A 20,008-nucleotide genomic window follows, 5' to 3' on the forward strand; every position below is an offset into this window, starting at 1 on the left:
AGGCTATTAAAGCGTAAGGGTCTGGCGGGCAGCCAGTACTTCAGCGTCGAGCAGCGCGTTGCGTACAGGCGCAAAACTGCGACGGTGGTGCGGCGTGGCGCCATACTGCGTCAGTTTTTCCATATGCAGCGCCGTCGGATAACCTTTGTGCTGCGCAAAGCCATACTGCGGGAAAAGCAGATCCAGCTCGGCCATCTCGCGATCGCGCGATACTTTGGCGATGATGGAGGCTGCACTGATTTCGGCCACCAGGCTATCCCCTTTGACGACAGCCTGTGAAGGCATGGGCAGCGCCGGGCAACGATTACCATCAATCAGTACATAGTCGGGCTGGATACTCAGGCCAGCGACCGCGCGCTGCATCGCCAGCATGGTGGCATGCAGGATGTTGAGCTGGTCGATCTCTTCAGGTTCTGCACGTCCCAGACTCCATGCCAGCGCCTTCTCTTTGATTTCGTCATACAACGACAGGCGGCGCTTTTCCGACAGCTTTTTGGAATCAGCCAGGCCGGTAATCGGATTAGCCGGGTCGAGGATGACTGCAGCAGTGACGACCGCGCCGACCAGCGGACCGCGCCCCACTTCGTCCACACCGGCAATCAGCCTGGCGACAGGATAGATAAAATCAGGCATTCACCAGCTCCAGTACCGCATCCGCTGCCTGCTCATCGGCGTGCCAGCGGATCTGTTGATGTAATTCATGAAACGTCTGCAGCAGGGTTTCGCGCTCAGGCCCGGCATGCAGCAGCGGATCTAATGCCGCGGCCAGGGCTTCTGGCTGACACTCATCCTGCAGTAACTCTTTGACCAGCTCACGCCCGGCCAGCAGATTTGGCAGCGAGACGTAAGGCGTTTTTACCAGCCGTTTCGCCAGCCAGAACGTGGCCGGCTTCATTCGATAACCGACGACCATAGGGCATTTTGCCAGCATGCACTCCAGTGCGGCAGTACCTGACGCCAGGAGTGCGGCATCACTCGCAATCATCGCTTCACGTCCCTGACCATCCAGCAGATGCATCGGCAGTTCGGGAGCGACGTCGGCTTTGATTTTCTCAAACTGTTCGCGACGACGGGCATTAACCAGCGGCACCACGATTTCCAGCGCCGGATAGTGACGACGCAACAGTTGAGCTGTTTTCAGGAAATCAGCGCTGAGCATTTCCACTTCCGCACCACGGCTGCCGGGCAGCAGGGCCAGACACAGTGCATCATCGGCAATACCGAGATGACGGCGCGCAGCCAGTTTGTCGGGTTGCAGCGGCATGGCATCCGCCATGGTGTGGCCGATAAAGCGACAGGGAACGTTATAGCGATCGTAGAAAGCTTTTTCAAACGGCAGGAAGGCCAGTACCAGATCGGTATTACGGCCAATCTTAAACACGCGCTTTTGCCGCCATGCCCACACCGAAGGGCTGACATAGTGGATCGTGCGAATGCCCGTGCGTTTGAGATTGCCTTCCAGCGTGATATTGAAATCGGGCGCATCAATGCCGACAAAGACATCGGGTCTGAGTCCGGTAAAGCGCCGGGTGAGATCGCGGCGGATTGTCAGCAGACGTCGCAGGCGACCCAGCACCTCGACAATGCCCATCACCGCCAGCTCTTCCATCTCATACCAGGCTTCGCACCCTTCAGCCTGCATCAGTGGGCCCGCCACGCCGACAAAGCGTGCATCAGGATGACGGGCTTTCAGGGCACGAATGAGACCCGCACCAAGAATATCGCCGGAGGTTTCTCCGGCGACCAGGGCAATCGTTAAAGGACGCGCTGACATGGATTAACGAATTAATCCACGGGTTGAACGGGTGAAGAAGTCGTAGAAAGGCTGCACTTCGCTGTGCTGCTGCGCGATGGCTTCAATCTCCGGCTTCACTTCTTCCAGCGTTCTGCCGCTGCGGTAGAGCAGCTTGTAGGCGTTGCGAATGGCGTGCAACGACTCTTTGCTGAAGCCACGGCGCTTAAGACCTTCAATATTGATTCCGAACGGCGTCGCGTGGTTGCCCTGCGCAATAACGTAAGGCGGCACATCCTGCGCCACGCCGGAACAGCCACCTACCATCACGTGAGCACCGATGATGCACCACTGATGTACCGCTGTCATGCCGCCAATAATGGCGAAATCATCGACCGTCACGTGACCACCCAGGGTGGCGTTGTTAGCGAAGATACAGCGGTTGCCAATCACGCAGTCATGCGCAATATGGACATTTACCATCAGCAGATTATCGCTGCCCACGGTGGTGACATGGCCCCCCTGCGTGGTGCCGCGATGAATCGTCACGCTTTCACGAATGCGGTTGCGATCGCCGATCTCAACCCGCGTTGGCTCACCGGCATATTTCAGATCCTGATTCACTTCACCAATCGAGGCGAACTGATAGATCTGATTATCTTTACCGATGCGCGTGTGGCCATTAACCACAACGTGTGACTTCAGTACCGTTCCTTCACCGATCTCCACATTCGCGCCAATAAAGCAAAAAGGGCCAATGTGAACGCGGGCGCCAATAACAGCGCCCTCTTCGATGACTGAACTGGGATGGATAGTGGCGGTTGGATCAATCACGAATTATGCCTCCCGGCTACGGGCACACATCATGGTCGCTTCACAAACGATTTTACCATCGACAGTCGCCACGCCTTTAAAGCGGGTCAGACCACGGCGGGTTTTCTCGAAAGTGACTTCCATGATCATCTGATCGCCTGGTACCACAGGGCGCTTGAAACGGGCACTGTCGATACCGGCAAAGTAATAGAGTTCACCTGGTTCCAGTTTACCTACGCTTTTAAACGCCAGAATACCGGTGGCCTGCGCCATCGCTTCCAGTATCAGAACGCCAGGAAAAATCGGTTTACCAGGGAAGTGCCCCTGGAAAAACGGTTCATTAACAGAAACGTTCTTCACTGCACGCAGGTATTTGTGCTCTTCAAATTCCAGCACGCGGTCTACCAATAGAAACGGATAGCGGTGCGGCAGCAGCTCTAAAATCTCTTCAATTTTCAGAGTATGAGTTTCAGTAGTCAAAATACTCTTCCTGTCCTAAAAATCTGATGACGTCAATAACACGGCCTGCACAGATCAAAATGATCTTCCGCAGGCCGCAAATAGGTTCTGTGGCGCCGGGCTTCCCTGCTTAACATTTTTATTATGAAAGCCGGTCAGTTTTGGGATGGCGGTTAGTCGTCTTTGCCGACCTTGCGCTCGATGGCTTTTAAGCGTTTGCTCATATCATCGATGTTCATCACCAGCGCTGCAGTTTTGCGCCAGGTTTTGTTGGGTTGCAGCGGAATGCCTGACGAATAGACACCAGGCTCTGTGATAGGACGCATGACCATACCCATACCGGTCACCGTTACTTTGTCACAGATTTCCATATGGCCGTTAATGACGCTGGCACCGCCAATCATACAGTAACGTCCAATCTTCAGACTACCCGCCATGATCACACCGCCTGCAACCGCAGTATTGTCGCCAATAACTACGTTGTGAGCGATCTGGCACTGGTTGTCTATGATAACACCATTGCCGATCAGAGTGTTATCAAGCGCACCGCGATCGATGGTAGTGCAGGCACCTATTTCGACGCGATCACCGATAATTACCGCGCCTAACTGCGGGATTTTCACCCAGTTACCGCGATCATTGGCGTAGCCAAAACCATCAGAACCGATGACGGTACCTGACTGAATCAGACAATCCTGGCCGATTTCGATCTCGTGATAAACCGAGACGTTGGCCCAGAGGCGGGTTCCGCTGCCGATACGGGTTTTTTTGCCAACAAAGCATCCCGCACCAATGACCACGTTATCACCCAGCTCAACGTCCGCTTCGATCACCGCATTGGCACCAATGGCAACGTTATTGCCAAGTCGGGCTGAGGGATCGATTACCGCGCTTGGGGCGATATTCTGCGCTGGCTGTGGGGTGGTATCGAGTATCTGTGCCATACGCGCATAGGTCAGGTAGGGGTTTTTGACTACCAGGGCTGCGGTTTTGCACCACTCCAGATCCGCTTCCGTCAGCACCACGGCTGAGGCCTTTATCAGGGCGAGTTGCTCGCGGTAACGGCTGTTTGCAAGAAAAGTGATTTGGCCAGTTGTGGCGGATTGCATAGAAGCAATGCCGGAGATGACGATATCGCCATCTCCGTGCAATTCTGCATCCAACTGCTGGGCTAAATCAGCCAGTCGAATAGATGACATGAATTATTTAACCTGTTTCAGCACGTCAGCAGTGATGTCTTTTGCGTTTGATGCATAAGCCACCGCGTTAGCGTCGATCACGACGTCATAACCATCGCTGTCAGCGACTTTCTTAACGGCATCCTGAATACGGCTCAGCAGCTTGTTACGCTCTTCCATCTGACGACGGCGATTATCCTGCTCAAAAGCCTGCGCTTTTGAAGAGAAGGCTTCACGCTGAGACATGACATCTTTTTCCATACGGCTGCGTTCGCTGGCCTTCATGGTAGAACCGTCACGCTGCAGACGCTGCATTTTGGTCTGCAGATCGCGCTCCTGGCTCTGCAACTCAGTTGCACGGCCTTTGAACTCGTTTTCCAGCTGTTTAGCAACAGTCGCACGTTGCGGTAACTGTTGGAAAATGCTGGACACGTTTACCACTGCAATTTTGTCGGCAGCCTGAACACCAGCGGAGACCGCTAAAGCAAGACCCAGACCTGCGGCACACAACAACTTTTTCACTATAAACTCCTTACCATCAACGTTTGTGTCAGCGACACAGTGTTTGCTCCGGAACAGCAACAGGTGCTGCCCGGCAGCAAGACTTCAGCTATGCATCCATGCTCAGAACATTACCAGGTTTTACCAATGTTAAACTGGAACTGCTCTGACTTGTCTCCATCGACTTTCTTAATCGGCTGGGCGTACGAGAACACCAGCGGACCGAGCGGTGACATCCACTGCAGCGCCACACCGCTTGATACGCGGATATTGTTAGGATCGCTGTAGTCGGGAATGTCCGCTGCGCGCGTTTGATCCGTATTTTCCCAATGGGTATCCCACGCGGTACCGGCATCGACAAACACCGAGGTACGCACCGAGTTAGCATACTTTTCGCTCAGGAACGGCGTTGGCGTAATCAGCTCAAGACTGGCAATCGCCATGGCGTTACCGCCCACCGCATCGTCAGACTTACAGACGCCATTCGGATCGGCAATTCGGCAGTTCGACGAGTTGTTATTGTAGTAAGCCGCTTTCGGTCCAATGGTGTTGGACTGGAAGCCACGCACGGTGCTCGAACCACCGGCGTAGAAGTTCTCATAGAACGGCATCTCTTTGCCGTCGAGTCCATCGCCATAACCGACACGACCACGGCCCAGCAGCACCCAGGTACGATCCTGGTTAATCGGCACATACTGCTGAGTGTCCAGCGTGGCCTTATAGAAGCTGTTATCTGAGCCTGGAATCGTTACCTTACCATTCAGGTTGGTACGGTTACCGGATGTCGGGAAGAAGCCGCGGTCCAGCGTGTTGTAAGTCCAGCCGTAGTTAAAGGTGAAGTCATCGGCTGAGAATTCGCCTTTATCATTAAGCTGTTGCGGCTTGTCGACTGAATCCAGATAACGCCACATCGCAACCTGCGGCTGCATGTTTGACAGGTCGTTGTGGACATAGCCAAGACCGACACGCAAGGTGTTGTTTTCGTTAACCGGGAAGCCAAGCGTGCCATCCAGACCATAACTTTTGTTGGTATAGTCAGAAAGGTCCGCATTGTCCGCTTTGAAGTCGTTGTAGAACAGACGACCACCCAGACTCACACCATCAACGGTGAAGTAAGGGTCAGTAAGCGAGAATTCAGCATAGGTCTGATAATCATTTTTGGTCCCGCTGATGCCCACGGTATTACCGGTGCCCAGCCAGTTATCCTGCGTTACCCCGACCTGGAAGCTCACACCACTTTCAGTGCCATAACCGACGCCGAAGTTGAAGGTGCCGGTGTTGCGCTCTTTAACCTTGTAGACCACATCAACCTGGTCCGGCGCACCTGGTACACGCTGCGTATCCACATCAACGGTTTCAAAGTAACCGGTACGGTTCAGACGCTCTTTACCCTGTTCAACCAGATCGCTGCCCAGCCATGCACCTTCCATCTGACGCATTTCGCGACGTAACACCGAATCTTTTGACGTGTCATTGCCTTCGAAACGGACGTTACGCACGTAGTAACGATTGCCCGCATCCACGTTGATATGCAGTTTGACGGTTTTATCGGTGTCATTGATTTCAGGCTGTGTGGCTACGCGCGGATAGGCATAGCCATAGCGGCCCAGCAGTTTCTTGATGTCATCTTCCATTTTCGTGACTTTGGCACCGTTATAAAGCTCGCCTGCCGGAATTTTGGTCAGATGTTCAATTTCTGCTGAATGGCCCGCCATGCTGCCATTGACGATTACACCAGCGATTTTGTACTGATCGCCCTCGGTGATATTCACCGTGATGTAGATGCCTTTTTTATCTGGCGTCAGGCTGACCTGGGTCGAATCGATGTTGAAACGTGCATAACCGCGATCCAGATAGAAGCTGCGCAGGGTTTCGAGGTCGCCCGCCAGTTTCTGCTTCTGGTATTTACGATCGCCCACCACGTTCCACCATGGCACTTCATCGCGCAGCTGGAAGCGGGAGATCAGTTCATCTGAGCTGAAGGCTTTATTACCGACGATGTTGATCTGCTGAATTTTGGCAGAGACACCTTCCGTAAAGACCAGCTTCAGATCAACGCGGTTACGCGGCAGTGGCGTGACCACGGCTTTCACGTTAGCGGTATATTTACCGACGCTGTAATAGAAGTCTTCAAGTCCCTTCTCGATAGAAGAGATAGTAGTACGGTCCAGCGCTTCGCCGACACGGACGCCTGAAGCTTCCAGATTTTGTTTGAGCTGATCCTCTTTCACCGCTTTGTTACCGGTGAAGGTAATGCTGGCAATGGTAGGACGTTCTTTGACCTGGACAATCAGCGTTGTACCGTCTCGCAGGACCTGAACATCCTCAAAGTTGCCAGTAGCGAACAGCGAGCGAATGGTATTTCTGACATCATCGTCATTCACCGTATCGCCAACCCGTACTGGCATGCTCAGCAGAGCCGCGCCGACGGCGACTCGCTGCAGCCCTTCGAAATGAATATCCTTCACCACGAAATCGTCTGCACCGTAAACGGTGGCGCTGCTAAACAGCAGCGACGCTATGAGCAACTTTTTCATCGCCATCGTTGTTATGCGTTTTCCTAACACATCCCTCGAATGTTCGCGTTCCAGCGGTTACAAACGTGAGAAATCATTGAAAAGTGCAAGCCCCATTAACAGCACCAGCAAAATTGAGCCGATGCGATAACTAAAGTCCTGAACTCGCTCGGACACCGGTCCACCTTTGATCTTTTCGATCGCCAGGAACAGCAGGTGCCCACCATCTAAAACCGGCAAAGGGAACAGGTTGATAATGCCCAGGTTGACGCTAATCAACGCCAGGAACATCAGGTAATAAATCAACCCATATTCTGCTGACAACCCTGCACCCTGCGCAATCGAGATTGGCCCGCTCAGATTGTTCAGCTTCACATCACCGGTTATTAACTTGCCCAGCATGGAAACGGTGAGCTTCATCAGCTGCCAGGTTTTTACACTGGCCTCACCGATAGCCGCAAACGCGCCATACTGCCTTACCGTCTTGTACTCTTCGGGCAGCGGAACAATGCGCGGAATCACACCCGCAAAGCCCGCTGTCGTGCCAGCTTTCGCTTCTGGCGTCATCGTCAGCGCAATTGACTCACCGCCGCGATCCACCTCAAGCGTCATGCTTTTGCCGGGATTGTCCCGGACCTGGGTCACAAATGTCTGCCACTGCGATAATGGCTGACCATCGACTTTAACGATCCTGTCGCCTGCTTGCAAACCGGCTTCACTGGCTGGCGAATTCGCCTGTACTTCTGCCAGTGTGGTCTCAATTTGCGGACCGCGAGGCTGAATGCCTAATGCGACGACCGGATCCTGCTTATCAGGCTCAAACTGCCAGTTACGCAAATCCAGCTGCTTCTGCTGAGTCGCATCCTCGCCAAATCGTGCCACCGTTAACGTGGTGCTGCTGTCGCCGATTTTACCCACCAGCGCCATACGCACAGCATCCCAGTCAGGCGTTTCGATACCGTCAACGGCCTTAAGTTCCATGCCGGGCGCAATTTGCGCTTCCGCAGCCACCGAACCGTTTAAAATTTCACCGATCACCGGGCGCACACCCGGCACGCCGTGAATAAACACAACCCAGTAAGCAAAGATGGCAAAGAGGAAGTTAGCGACAGGACCTGCCGCGATGATGGAGGCGCGTTGCCAGACAGCTTTATTATTAAAAGCCTGATGACGCAGCTCGGCTGGTACGCTTTCGACACGTTCGTCGAGCATTTTAACGTAGCCACCAAGGGGAATCAGCGCGATGACAAATTCCGTGCCGTGGCGGTCACGGCGCTGCCAGAGCGACTTACCAAACCCAATGGAAAAGCGCTCAACTTTGACGCCACAGCGACGAGCGACCCAGAAATGGCCAAACTCATGAACGGTAATCAACACGCCCAGCGCAACGATAAAGGCGAAGAAACTCCAGATTATGCTCAACATCTTTGCCTGTCCTTAAAGGGTGCGGAACACCAGCAGCAATAAACAGGCAAACACCGGCACCGCCGCAGTCAGACTATCAATACGATCAAGAATGCCGCCGTGACCAGGAATCAGATTACCACTGTCTTTGATGCCCGCTTCACGTTTAAACATGCTCTCAGTGAGGTCGCCCAGCACGGAGGCCAGCGTCGCGATAATCGCGCAAATCACCAGCGTACCGGTGGAAACCGTCAGTGGCGCCAGCGTCGCAAACAGCACTGCAATCAGCGCCGAGGTGACCAGACCGCCCAGGAAGCCTTCCCAGGTTTTGCCTGGTGAGACCTTTGGCGCCAGCTTGTGCTTGCCGAACATCTTGCCAAACATATAGGCACCTGAATCCGCTCCCCACACCAGCAGCAACACAAACAGCAGCCACCAGGCACCGGCGAAGTGGTCGGTGTCATAGTGATACTGGCGCAGCGCCACCATGCCCCAGAAAAACGGGACCAGCGTTAATACGCCAAACAGTAAGCGAAGGGGACGCGAATGGCGCCAGAAGGCCGCAGAAGCGGGATAGGAGAGCACCAGCAGCAGTGCAGCGCCCCACCACACCAGCGACGCCCAAAGCGATGTCGCGATCTGTGGCAGATGCACCGTATGTTGATAAGGTGGCAGCGTAAACTGCATCAGCGCCAGCAGCAGACCACAAAGTACAGCCAGCCAGACGCGCTGTTGCCGTGATGCCATGCCTGCAAACTGACCCCATTCCCAGGCGGCCAGCATACAGATAACGATGGTAGTGAGAGCAAAGCCCACAGGTGGTAACCAGAACAGTGCAGCGATTACCAGCGGAATTAATATCAACGCGGTAATCAGACGAGACTTCAGCAAAGGTTACCCCCAGATTGCTCAGGCGCCGCCTGGTGCAGCGCCGCCAAAACGACGCTCCCGCAGAGAGAATGCATTCAGTGCACCTTCAAAAACGTGTTCATCGAAATCCGGCCAGAGCACATCGGTAAAATAGAATTCAGCATAGGCAATTTGCCACAGCAGGAAGTTGCTAATCCGATGCTCTCCCCCGGTCCTTATCACTAAATCCACTGGCGCCAGCTCCTGCATACAGAGCTGCGACGTCAGGCTCTCTTCGGTAATCTGGTCAGGACGCAGTAATCCTTCCTGCACCTGCTCAGCCAGTTTTTTCACGCCTTCGATAATATCCCAACGGCCGCCATAGTTGGCAGCAATGTTGAGCGTCAGGCCACTATTATTTGCGGTCAGCGTCTCAGAACGGCGAATACGTTCCTGAATACGCGGGCTGAAACGGCTGGTATCGCCAATGACGCGTAAGCGAACATTGTGTTTGTGCAGGCTTTTAACTTCGCTGTCGAGCGCCCAGACAAACAGTTCCATTAACGCGGTGACTTCCTGTGCCGGACGGCTCCAGTTTTCACTGCTGAAGGCGTAAAGCGTCAGGGCTTCAAGATTGTTGCTGACCGCAAAGCTGACGGCACGGCGCACCGATTTAACGCCCGCTTTGTGGCCTGAAATGCGCAATTTTCCCTGATTTTTGGCCCAGCGACCATTGCCATCCATGATGATAGCGACATGGCGCGGACCGTTTCCCTGCTGGTCATCAGTGTTGTTGTGATTGTTAGACGACATAACGCTTAACCAATTCCTTTCATCAGAAATGCTGTGGTTTCTGAATACATTGCGCCCGGTTCAAATCCCGACACGCTTTTGGTGCCGGGCCACACCGAATTCGGTGACAGACCGTGAAACGCGAGCCAGCGACTATACCATTTTCACCTGAAGCGAACAAATGGCCTCATAACGATCGGCTTCACGACGTGAAGCGCGGCAACATTTCTGCCGCCAGCGCGCGCGAGGAGCGATCAATTTCAAGGACAGCGTCCACCGAATCCGGCTCCGGACACACTTGTGCCGCCATCACCGCGCTATTAAGCGCCGCGATGTCGGTGAAGCGGATCTGGTGATTCAGGAAAGCCGCGACGGCAACCTCGTTGGCTGCATTCAGCGTGGTGGTCGCCGCCTGCCCTGCCTCACAGGCATCAATGGCCAGCTTCAGGCAGGGATAGCGACTAAAATCAGGTTCTGCAAAGCTCAGCGCCGACATGCGGGTAAAATCCAGCGGCGTCACGCCTGCTTTGATGCGCGAAGGCCACGCCATGCTATGGGCAATGGGCGTACGCATATCGGGAGAACCTAACTGAGCCAGCACGCTGCCATCGCAGTATCGCACCATGGAGTGAATCACCGACTGTGGGTGAAGGATTACTTCCATCTGCGCTGCGCTGGCATTAAACAACCAACGGGCTTCAATGTACTCAAGACCTTTATTCATCATGGTGGCCGAATCGACGGAGATTTTTCTCCCCATCGACCAGTTCGGATGTGCACAGGCCTGATCTGGCGACATGGCGCTGAGATCTGCTAAATCTGTGTCACGAAAAGGACCACCCGATCCCGTAAGGATAATTGACTCAATGCCATTATCCCGCAGGTCAGCGTAACCTAACTGATGCTGGATGGTAGCCGGTAAACTCTGAAAAATGGCGTTATGCTCGCTGTCGACCGGTAGTAACTGCGCGTTATGATGACGCACCGCCTCCATAAACAAACGGCCGCAGGTGACAAGCGATTCTTTGTTGGCCAGCAGCACCGTTTTACCGGCGCGAATGGCGGCCAGCGTTGGCAGTAAACCTGATGCACCGACAATGGCCGCCATCACCTGATCCACCTCATCCAGCGCAGCCAGCTCACAGGCTGCCTGAACGCCGGAGAGCACTTCAGTATTGACCCTGATTGCTCTCAGTCGCTCACGTAGCGCAGCGGCAGAAGCCTCGTCTGCCATGCAGGCGTAGCGTGGCGTAAAGGCCGCACACTGTTCGGCCATCAGCGCCACGTTATGGCCGGCAACCAGCGCCGTAATCTGATAAAGCTCTGGGTTGGCGCGAACCACCGCCAGCGTACTGGTGCCGATCGAGCCGGTGGATCCCAGCAGAGTTAATCGCTTCATGAGGCTATCCGTGTGAAGTCAGCGTGCCCGCAGGCACAATGTAAAACGCCGCCAGATGTCGCATTCATATGAATACCTCTCTGTACGGCGTTTTGTCCGGCAGTGATGGAATCAGAAATCCATCAACTCCGTCTCTTTTTCTGACAGTGCAGCATCAACTTTCTTGATGTACGCATCGGTCATTTTTTGCACTTCGTCCTGCGCACGACGTTCGTCGTCTTCACTGATTTCTTTATCTTTCAGCAGCGCTTTGATTTTATCGTTGGCATCGCGACGGACGTTACGTACCGACACACGGCCCTGCTCGGCTTCGCCGCGCACGATTTTAATCAGATCTTTACGACGCTCTTCTGTCAGCGCTGGCAGCGGAACACGGATGTCAGTACCGGCTGAACTTGGGTTCAGACCGAGATCAGACTTCATGATCGCTTTTTCGACTGCCGGACTCAGTGAACGATCAAACACGTTGATTTTCAGCGTGCGTGAATCTTCCACAGTGACAGAAGCCAGCTGACGCAGTGGCGTCGGCGTGCCGTAATATTCGACGACGATGCCGTCGAGCAGCGTAGGTGACGCACGACCGGTGCGCACTTTGCTGATGGTCGTTTTGAATGCTTCAACGCATTTTTCCATGCGCGTGTCAGCATCTTTTTTGATGTCGTTAATCACGTTGAAACCCTTGGATTCGGTTTGACCTGGCCAGTTCCGGCATAACCGGAAGCGGGATCGATAATCATCGATAATCCTGACTGGTGCGCGATGCATTCTCATCGCGCTGACAGAATATACCTTATTTTATCTCGCCTCGGGTATTAATGCGTAATCAGGGTACCTTCTTTTTCACCCATCACTACGCGACGCAGTGCGCCAGGTTTATTCATGTTGAAAACACGGATAGGTAATTTGTGGTCACGCGCCAGGGTAAAGGCCGCCAGATCCATCACTTTCAGCTCTTTATCCAGGACTTCGGCATAGGTCAGTTGATCATACAGTGTCGCATCCGGGCTTTTCACCGGATCGGCAGAGTAGACGCCGTCAACTTTGGTCGCCTTCAGTACCACGTCCGCTTCAATCTCAATGCCGCGCAGACACGCCGCAGAGTCGGTGGTAAAGAATGGGTTGCCGGTACCGGCGGAGAAGATGACTACGCGGTTGTTACGCAGCAGGCTGATCGCTTCTGCCCAGCTGTAGTTGTCACAGACGCCATTCAGTGGAATCGCTGACATCAGGCGTGCATTCACATAGGCGCGGTGCAGTGCATCACGCATCGCCAGGCCGTTCATCACGGTCGCCAGCATACCCATGTGGTCACCTACGACACGGTTCATCCCTGCCTGCTGCAGGCTCGCGCCGCGGAACAGGTTCCCTCCGCCAATTACCACGCCAACCTGGATGCCCAGCTCAACCAGCTCTTTTACCTCTTGTGCCATGCGGTCAAGCACACTCGCGTCGATACCAAAACCTTCAGCGCCTTGCAGAGCTTCGCCGCTGAGTTTAAGCAGGATACGTTGATAAACAGGTTTTGCGTTGGTCGCCATGGTCAGTTCTTCCTGGAAGATTGGGTGTAAAGGAGAAGTAAATTCTGATCGATCATCCGCTTACCGCAAAGAAAATGCTATTGGGATGAAACTGAAAACGTGTCTGTTGCGATTCACAGACAAAAAAGAACCGCCATCTGGCGGTTCTTTCAGAGCATTAAGACTGTTTGGACATTGCTGCAACTTCTGCAGCGAAGTCAGACTCAACTTTCTCGATGCCTTCGCCCACTTCGAAGCGGATGAAGTTGATGACGTCAGCGCCCTGCTCTTTCAGAGCCTGGCCAACGGTTTTGCTTGGGTCGATAACGAAAGCCTGCCCCGTCAGAGAGACTTCACCGGTGAATTTCTTCATACGGCCTTCAACCATCTTCTCTGCGATCTCTTTTGGCTTGCCAGACTGCATCGCGATGTCCAGCTGAACCTGGTACTCTTTATCAACCACGTCAGCAGAAACGTCTTCTGGCTTAACGAATTCAGGCTTGCTCGCTGCAACGTGCATCGCGATCTGTTTGATCAGATCTTCGTTAGCGCCTTTCGCTGAAACCAGAACGCCGATACGCGCGCCGTGCAGGTAGCTGCCCAGCTCTGCGCCTTCCAGGATTGCAACGCGACGGATGTTGATGTTCTCACCGATTTTCGCAACCAGTGCAACGCGCTCTTCTTCGAACTGCGCTTTCAGGACTTCAACGTCAGTGACGCGATCAGCGGCAGCCGCATCCAGAACTTTGTCTGCGAACGCCTGGAAACCGCCATCTTTTGCTACGAAGTCAGTCTGGCAGTTCACTTCCAGAATCACGCCATAGTCGCCAACGATTTTGGTTTTGATTACGCCATCAGCAGCAACGTTGCCTGCTTTTTTCGCTGCTTTGATTGCGCCAGACTTACGCATGTTCTCAATCGCCAGCTCAATGTCGCCGTTCGCTTCAGTCAGCGCTTTTTTGCAATCCATCATGCCAGCGCCAGTACGCTCGCGCAGTTCTTTTACCAATGCAGCGGTAATGTCAGCCATTCCAGAATCCTCGGTTCGTGCCTGTGTACATAGGTACCTGCAGACACTTATTTGCGGAAAATTTACTCTGTCCCGCCGTCCGGTTGGGGGCGTAACAGACTGAGATAAATAAAGGGGCCACTATAGGCCCCTTACAGATCACATCTGAATGCTAAGGGCTCTTATGCAGAGCAAACCTTAATTAAGCGTTTTCTAAAGACGCTTCTTCAGCTTGCTCAGCCAGGTCCTGAGAGCGGCCTTCGCGAACGGTGGTCGCAACGGCAGTCAGGTACAGGTTTACAGCACGGATCGCATCGTCGTTACCTGGGATAACGAAATCAACGCCATCTGGATCTGAGTTGGTATCAACGATAGCAAATACCGGGATACCCAGGTTGTTTGCTTCTTTGATTGCGATATGTTCGTGGTCAGCATCAACAACAAACAGCGCGTCTGGCAGACCGCCCATGTCTTTGATACCGCCCAGGCTGTTTTCCAGCTTGGCCAGCTCACGCGCACGCATCAGCGCTTCTTTTTTGGTCAGTTTGTCGAAAGTACCATCCTGAGACTGAGTCTCCAGATCTTTCAGACGTTTGATTGACTGACGCACGGTTTTCCAGTTAGTCAGCATGCCACCTAACCAGCGGTGGTTTACGAAGAACTGGTCGCAGCTCAGTGCAGACTCTTTTACCGCTTCAGCAGCAGCGCGCTTAGTACCTACGATCAGGATCTTACCTTTACGGGAAGCGATCTTGTTCAGTTCAGCCAGAGCTTCGTTGAACATAGGAACCGTTTTTTCCAGGTTGATGATGTGAACCTTGTTACGAGCACCAAAGATGAATGGCTTCATTTTTGGGTTCCAGTAACGGGTCTGGTGACCGAAGTGAACACCAGCCTGGAGCATGTCGCGCATGGAAACAGTTGCCATGATAAAACCTCTAAAGTTTGATTGGGGTTGGGCCTCCATGTATCCCATACGACCGACCTCTTTCAAGGCACCCCGGCGTATGTGTCGATACATGTGTGTTTTAGTACACATAATGAGAGTTATGCGTTTCCTGCTGACCGAAACGGCCATACAGAGAATCGTCGGCGCGCTTTATACCACAACCAGCCCAGTGACGCCAATAAATGATCGCTGACAGAGGCCAGCGCGTTCTCTATTTGGCAGCCCATTTGCTGGCTGCTAACATGGCAGCACAGAACTTATTATTGTCGAAAACTTCGACAACTGCGGATTAATTTAATGGCAATTTCAATTAAAACCCCTGAAGAAATCGAAAAAATGCGCGTCGCGGGCCGAATGGCCGCTGAAGTGCTGGAGATGATCGAACCTTACGTGAAACCGGGTGTGACCACCGGTGAGCTGGACCGCATCTGCCACGAGCATATTACCCAAAAGCAACAGGCAATCTCTGCCTGCCTCGGCTATCACGGCTTTCCAAAGTCGGTCTGCATCTCCGTTAACGAAGTGGTGTGCCACGGCATTCCCAGCGATGATCGCCCGTTAAAAGATGGCGATATCGTCAATATTGATGTCACCGTGATTAAAGATGAGTACCACGGCGACACCTCAAAGATGTTTATCGTCGGCAAGCCGACCATTCAGGGTGAACGCCTGTGCCGCGTCACGCAGGAGAGCCTCTATCTTTCCCTGCGTCTGATTAAGCCTGGCATTCGTCTGCGCGAGCTGGGCCGGGCTATCCAGAAGTATGTGGAAGCGAACGACTTCTCTGTCGTGCGTGAATATTGCGGTCATGGCATCGGCAAAGGCTTCCACGAAGAGCCGCAGGTGCTGCATTACGATGCCGATGATAGCGGCGTGGTACTGCAGGCGGGCATGACCTTTACGGTAGAACCGATGGTCAATGCCGGTGATTACCGCATCCGCACAATGAAAGATGGCTGGACGGTAAAAACCAAAGATCGCAGCTTGTCCGCACAGTATGAGCATACTATTGTGGTGACGGAAAACGGCTGTGAGATTTTAACCCTGCGTAAAGATGACACGATCCCTGCCGTGCTCGTTGCTGAAGGGTAATTTTCCTCACACAGATCAAGCCGGCGATGAGCCGGCTTTTTTTTGGCTAAAAAAGAGAAGAGCTGCATGAGTGTGAGTCTGTCAGAAGAGGTAAAAAACGGTCTGGTCGATTCGCCGGCCGAATGGGGTGACGACCAGCTGACCCGCGACATTCTGAAGCCGCGGCTGGAGCAGTTTCAGCAGCATCTGGCTGCCGCATTTGATACCGGTGAAGCCGTTGAGCCGCTGATTGATGCGCGTACCCTGTTTATTGACCGGCTACTACGTCGCCTGTGGCGCTTCTTTGGCTTTGATGCGATGCCCTCTATCGCGCTGGTCGCCGTGGGCGGCTATGGCCGTGCCGAACTGCATCCGCTCTCTGATATTGATGTGCTAATCCTTAGTCGACAGCCGCTGGACGAACAGGCCGCACAGCGCACCAGCGATCTGCTGACGCTGATGTGGGACCTCAAGCTGGAAGTAGGCCATAGCGTCCGCACGCTGGAAGAGTGTCTGCTGGAAGGACTGTCAGACCTTACCGTTGCCACTAACCTGATTGAGTCGCGGATGCTGACCGGAGACGTGGCGCTGTTTCTGGAGCTGCAGAAAAACATCTTCAGTGACGGCTTCTGGCCCTCATCCACCTTCTTTGCCGCCAAAATTGAAGAACAGCAGGAACGCCACACGCGTTACCACGGTACCAGCTATAACCTAGAGCCGGACATCAAGAGTAGTCCGGGTGGTCTGCGCGATATCCATACGCTGCAGTGGGTCGCCCGACGCCATTTTGGTGCCACAACGCTGGATGAGATGGTTGGCTTTGGTTTCCTCACCGACGCGGAGCGCAGCGAACTCAACGAATGCCAGGAATTTCTCTGGCGCATCCGCTTTGCCCTGCACCTCTCCCTGCCACGCTATGATAACCGCCTGCTGTTTGATCGCCAGCTCAGCGTGGCGCAGCGCCTGAATTACCAGGGTGAAGGCAATGAGCCGGTCGAGCGGATGATGAAAGATTTCTATCGCGTCACGCGGCGCATCGGCGAACTGAATCAGATGCTGCTGCAGCTGTTTGATGAGGCGATTCTGGCGCTCTCTACCAGCGAAAAACCGAGGCCTGTCGATGACGATTTCCAGCTGCGTGGCGATTTGATCGACCTGCGTGACGAAACGCTGTTCACCCGCGAACCGCAGGCAATTCTGCGCATGTTCTATGTCATGGTGCGTAACGACAGCATCAAAGGGATCTACTCCACTACCCTGCGTCATCTGCGCCATGCGCGTCGTCATCTTAAACAACCGCTGTGTCAGATTCCGGAAGCGCGACGCACCTTTATGTCGATTCTGCGCCATCCCGGCGCGGTCAGCCGGGCGCTGGTGCCGATGCACCGTCACAGTGTGTTATGGGCTTACACGCCGCTGTGGGGCCATATCGTCGGGCAGATGCAGTTCGATCTGTTCCACGCCTACACCGTGGATGAGCACACTATCCGCGTGCTGCAGAAGCTGGAAAGCTTTGCCAATGAAACCACGCGTCCGCAGCATCCGCTGTGCGTAGAGTTATGGCCGCGTCTGCCGCAGCAGGAGCTGTTGCTGATGGCAGCACTGCTGCACGACATTGCCAAAGGGCGCGGCGGCGATCACTCTATTCTCGGCGCACAGGATGCGCTCGATTTCGCTGAAATGCATGGCCTGAACTCGCGTGAAACACAGCTGGTGGCCTGGCTGGTTCGCCATCATCTGCTGATGTCGGTGACGGCGCAACGGCGCGATATTCAGGACCCGACGGTGATCCAGCAGTTCGCTGAGGTGATGCAGAATGAGAACCGGCTGCGCTATCTGGTTTGCCTGACCGTCGCCGATATCTGCGCCACCAACGAAAGCCTGTGGAACAGCTGGAAGCAGAGCCTGCTGCGCGAGCTGTTTTTCGCCACCGAGAAGCAGTTGCGACGCGGCATGGAAAACAGTCCGGACCTGCGTGAGCGGGTGCGTCACCATCGTCTGCAGGCACTGGCGCTGCTACGGATGGACAATATCGATGAAGAGCGCCTGCACCAGATCTGGAATCGCTGCCGCGCAGATTATTTCCTGCGCCACACGCCTAATCAGATTGCATGGCATGCCCGCCACTTACTGGTTCACGATCTGAAGAAACCGATGGTGCTGGTCAGCCCGCAGGCCACGCGCGGCGGAACCGAAATTTTCATCTGGAGCCCCGATCGTCCGCACCTGTTTGCCGCCGTAGCTGGAGAACTCGACCGCCGCAACCTCAGCGTCCACGACGCGCAGATCTTTACCAGCCGCGACGGCATGGCCATGGACACCTTTATTGTGCTGGAACCGGATGGCAGCCCACTGTCGCCGGATCGCCATCCGATGATCATTCAGGCGCTGGAGCAGGCGATCACCCAGTCTGACTGGGTGCCGCCGCGTACCCGCCGTCCATCAGCCAAACTCCGGCATTTCAGCGTGGATACAGAGGTCAATTTCCTGCCGACGCATACCGATCGTCGCAGCTACCTGGAGCTGGTGGCGCTGGATCAGCCTGGTCTGCTGGCGCGAGTCGGTGAAGTCTTTGCCGATCTCGGTGTGTCGCTGCACGGCGCACGCATCAGCACCATCGGCGAGCGGGTCGAAGATTTGTTTATTCTGGCCAACAGTGAACGTCAGGCGCTGGATGAAGAAATGCGTAAAGCGTTGCAACAACGGTTGACAGAGGCCCTTAATCCAAACGATAAAGTGTGACCAGACTCGATTTGTAAACATTAATCTCTTTACTTGTGTCGGGTTATTGCCCGGCATCGCACATGACAGATCAGGAAAAAAATATGCAACAGTTACAGAGCGTTATTGAATCCGCCTTCGAACGTCGCGCTGACATCACACCTGCCAGCGTTGACAGCGAAACCCGTGATGCCATCAACCAGGTGATCTCTCTGCTGGACAGCGGTGAGCTGCGCGTTGCTGAGAAGATCGACGGCGAGTGGGTAACGCATCAGTGGCTGAAGAAAGCAGTGCTGCTCTCTTTCCGCATCAATGACAATCAGGTAATGGAAGGTGCAGAAACCCGCTTTTACGACAAAGTGCCGATGAAGTTTGCCGGCTGGGATGAAACGCGTTTCAAAGCCGCAGGCTTCCGCGTCGTGCCGCCTGCGGCAGTGCGTCAGGGTGCCTATATCGCCCGCAACACGGTGCTGATGCCTTCTTACGTCAACATTGGCGCCTTCGTGGATGAAGGCACCATGGTAGACACCTGGGCGACTGTTGGCTCCTGTGCACAAATTGGTAAAAACGTTCACCTTTCTGGCGGCGTGGGTATCGGTGGCGTGCTGGAACCGCTGCAGGCCAACCCGACCATTATCGAAGACAACTGCTTCATTGGCGCACGCTCTGAAATCGTTGAAGGCGTGATTGTTGAAGAAGGCTCAGTGATCTCAATGGGCGTTTACATCGGTCAGAGTACTAAAATTTATGACCGCGAAACAGGCAAAGTACATTATGGTCGTGTGCCTGCTGGTTCCGTCGTAGTTTCAGGTAACCTGCCGTCCAAAGATGGCAGCTACAGCCTCTACTGTGCTGTGATCGTGAAGAAAGTGGATGCGAAAACGCTGGGAAAAACCGGTATCAACGAACTGCTGCGCACCATCGACTGATTGAACTGACGGGCTGGAAACCAGCCCGTCATCTTTTCTTTACACTCATTACCCAATAACATGCTTCGCGCCGCGAATTAACTGGTGCGTTTAGTTTTTATCCAGGTCATAATCCGCGCCAGTTAAATCCTGTCGCGCAATGTTCATCCCGCTTATTTATGTCTACAGT

Annotated in this window: 18 protein-coding genes; 3 read left to right on the top strand and 15 right to left on the bottom strand. The window is 54.1% G+C overall.

Going from position 1 to position 20,008, the window contains the following annotated elements:
* Positions 1-6: 6 nt before the first annotated feature.
* From rnhB to rpsB, 15 genes are all read right to left on the bottom strand, one after another.
* A complete protein-coding gene (rnhB, locus tag K6R05_RS15105; RefSeq protein ID WP_161735498.1) occupies positions 7-633 on the bottom strand; it encodes a ribonuclease HII in 627 nt (208 codons plus the stop codon).
* Positions 626-1,774, bottom strand: coding sequence for a lipid-A-disaccharide synthase (gene lpxB / locus K6R05_RS15110; RefSeq protein ID WP_161735496.1), 1,149 nt, complete (start codon positions 1,772-1,774; stop codon positions 626-628). Before lpxB ends, rnhB begins: the two co-directional genes overlap by 8 nt.
* A gap of 3 nt (positions 1,775-1,777) precedes the next feature.
* Entirely contained in the window at positions 1,778-2,566 is a 789-nt protein-coding gene (gene lpxA, locus K6R05_RS15115; RefSeq protein WP_013356847.1) for an acyl-ACP--UDP-N-acetylglucosamine O-acyltransferase, read from the bottom strand.
* 3 nt (positions 2,567-2,569) lie between these two features.
* Complete coding sequence (gene fabZ / locus K6R05_RS15120; RefSeq protein ID WP_003852639.1) at positions 2,570-3,025, bottom strand: 3-hydroxyacyl-ACP dehydratase FabZ; 456 nt, start codon at positions 3,023-3,025, stop codon at positions 2,570-2,572.
* A 152-nt stretch (positions 3,026-3,177) separates the two neighbouring features.
* Entirely contained in the window at positions 3,178-4,203 is a 1,026-nt protein-coding gene (gene lpxD / locus K6R05_RS15125; RefSeq protein WP_013356846.1) for a UDP-3-O-(3-hydroxymyristoyl)glucosamine N-acyltransferase, read from the bottom strand.
* Positions 4,204-4,206: 3 nt separating this feature from the next.
* Positions 4,207-4,704, bottom strand: a complete 498-nt coding sequence (gene skp / locus K6R05_RS15130; RefSeq protein ID WP_003852644.1) for a molecular chaperone Skp — start codon at positions 4,702-4,704, stop codon at positions 4,207-4,209.
* A 110-nt stretch (positions 4,705-4,814) separates the two neighbouring features.
* On the bottom strand, positions 4,815-7,226 hold the full coding sequence (gene bamA / locus K6R05_RS15135) for an outer membrane protein assembly factor BamA (protein ID WP_222924509.1): 2,412 nt from the start codon (positions 7,224-7,226) through the stop codon (positions 4,815-4,817).
* A 51-nt stretch (positions 7,227-7,277) separates the two neighbouring features.
* Entirely contained in the window at positions 7,278-8,624 is a 1,347-nt protein-coding gene (gene rseP / locus K6R05_RS15140) for a sigma E protease regulator RseP (RefSeq protein WP_161735492.1), read from the bottom strand.
* 12 nt (positions 8,625-8,636) lie between these two features.
* Positions 8,637-9,494: a phosphatidate cytidylyltransferase gene (gene cdsA, locus K6R05_RS15145; RefSeq protein ID WP_161735491.1), complete on the bottom strand. Its 858-nt coding sequence runs from the start codon at positions 9,492-9,494 to the stop codon at positions 8,637-8,639.
* Positions 9,495-9,512: 18 nt separating this feature from the next.
* Positions 9,513-10,265 (bottom strand): (2E,6E)-farnesyl-diphosphate-specific ditrans,polycis-undecaprenyl-diphosphate synthase, encoded by a 753-nt coding sequence (gene ispU / locus K6R05_RS15150; protein ID WP_009091989.1) that lies wholly within the window; start codon positions 10,263-10,265, stop codon positions 9,513-9,515.
* Between the two features lie 181 nt (positions 10,266-10,446).
* Entirely contained in the window at positions 10,447-11,643 is a 1,197-nt protein-coding gene (ispC, locus tag K6R05_RS15155) for a 1-deoxy-D-xylulose-5-phosphate reductoisomerase (RefSeq protein ID WP_161735489.1), read from the bottom strand.
* 111 nt (positions 11,644-11,754) lie between these two features.
* Positions 11,755-12,312, bottom strand: coding sequence for a ribosome recycling factor (gene frr, locus K6R05_RS15160; protein ID WP_161735487.1), 558 nt, complete (start codon positions 12,310-12,312; stop codon positions 11,755-11,757).
* 143 nt (positions 12,313-12,455) lie between these two features.
* Complete coding sequence (gene pyrH / locus K6R05_RS15165) at positions 12,456-13,181, bottom strand: UMP kinase (protein ID WP_013356840.1); 726 nt, start codon at positions 13,179-13,181, stop codon at positions 12,456-12,458.
* Positions 13,182-13,338: 157 nt separating this feature from the next.
* Positions 13,339-14,190, bottom strand: a complete 852-nt coding sequence (gene tsf / locus K6R05_RS15170) for a translation elongation factor Ts (protein ID WP_013356839.1) — start codon at positions 14,188-14,190, stop codon at positions 13,339-13,341.
* 181 nt (positions 14,191-14,371) lie between these two features.
* Positions 14,372-15,097 carry a 30S ribosomal protein S2 gene (gene rpsB / locus K6R05_RS15175; protein ID WP_031375276.1) on the bottom strand — a complete coding sequence of 242 codons (726 nt, stop codon included), beginning with the start codon at positions 15,095-15,097 and terminating at the stop codon, positions 14,372-14,374.
* A 318-nt stretch (positions 15,098-15,415) separates the two neighbouring features.
* Between rpsB and map the strand changes: the two genes are divergently transcribed.
* The 3 genes from map (at position 15,416) to dapD (ending at position 19,839) form a co-directional block, all read left to right on the top strand.
* Positions 15,416-16,210 (top strand): type I methionyl aminopeptidase, encoded by a 795-nt coding sequence (gene map / locus K6R05_RS15180; protein ID WP_161735485.1) that lies wholly within the window; start codon positions 15,416-15,418, stop codon positions 16,208-16,210.
* Positions 16,211-16,276: 66 nt separating this feature from the next.
* Positions 16,277-18,931, top strand: coding sequence for a bifunctional uridylyltransferase/uridylyl-removing protein GlnD (gene glnD, locus K6R05_RS15185; protein WP_222924511.1), 2,655 nt, complete (start codon positions 16,277-16,279; stop codon positions 18,929-18,931).
* A gap of 83 nt (positions 18,932-19,014) precedes the next feature.
* A complete protein-coding gene (gene dapD, locus K6R05_RS15190) occupies positions 19,015-19,839 on the top strand; it encodes a 2,3,4,5-tetrahydropyridine-2,6-dicarboxylate N-succinyltransferase (protein WP_161735481.1) in 825 nt (274 codons plus the stop codon).
* Positions 19,840-20,008 lie beyond the last annotated feature (169 nt).

Source organism: Pantoea alfalfae (assembly GCF_019880205.1).
Lineage (GTDB): Bacteria > Pseudomonadota > Gammaproteobacteria > Enterobacterales > Enterobacteriaceae > Pantoea > Pantoea alfalfae.

Excerpts from the sequence above, each read along its gene's own strand:
- lpxB (WP_161735496.1), bottom strand. The coding sequence starts at position 1,774 with ATGTCAGCGCGTCCTTTAACGATTGCCCTGGTCGCCGGAGAAACCTCC.
- rseP (WP_161735492.1), bottom strand. The coding sequence starts at position 8,624 with ATGTTGAGCATAATCTGGAGTTTCTTCGCCTTTATCGTTGCGCTGGGC.
- tsf (WP_013356839.1), bottom strand. The coding sequence starts at position 14,190 with ATGGCTGACATTACCGCTGCATTGGTAAAAGAACTGCGCGAGCGTACT.
- bamA (WP_222924509.1), bottom strand. The coding sequence starts at position 7,226 with ATGGCGATGAAAAAGTTGCTCATAGCGTCGCTGCTGTTTAGCAGCGCC.
- dapD (WP_161735481.1), top strand. The coding sequence starts at position 19,015 with ATGCAACAGTTACAGAGCGTTATTGAATCCGCCTTCGAACGTCGCGCT.
- glnD (WP_222924511.1), top strand. The coding sequence starts at position 16,277 with ATGAGTGTGAGTCTGTCAGAAGAGGTAAAAAACGGTCTGGTCGATTCG.
- rpsB (WP_031375276.1), bottom strand. The coding sequence starts at position 15,097 with ATGGCAACTGTTTCCATGCGCGACATGCTCCAGGCTGGTGTTCACTTC.
- lpxD (WP_013356846.1), bottom strand. The coding sequence starts at position 4,203 with ATGTCATCTATTCGACTGGCTGATTTAGCCCAGCAGTTGGATGCAGAA.
- pyrH (WP_013356840.1), bottom strand. The coding sequence starts at position 13,181 with ATGGCGACCAACGCAAAACCTGTTTATCAACGTATCCTGCTTAAACTC.
- ispC (WP_161735489.1), bottom strand. The coding sequence starts at position 11,643 with ATGAAGCGATTAACTCTGCTGGGATCCACCGGCTCGATCGGCACCAGT.
- ispU (WP_009091989.1), bottom strand. The coding sequence starts at position 10,265 with ATGTCGTCTAACAATCACAACAACACTGATGACCAGCAGGGAAACGGT.
- rnhB (WP_161735498.1), bottom strand. The coding sequence starts at position 633 with ATGCCTGATTTTATCTATCCTGTCGCCAGGCTGATTGCCGGTGTGGAC.
- map (WP_161735485.1), top strand. The coding sequence starts at position 15,416 with ATGGCAATTTCAATTAAAACCCCTGAAGAAATCGAAAAAATGCGCGTC.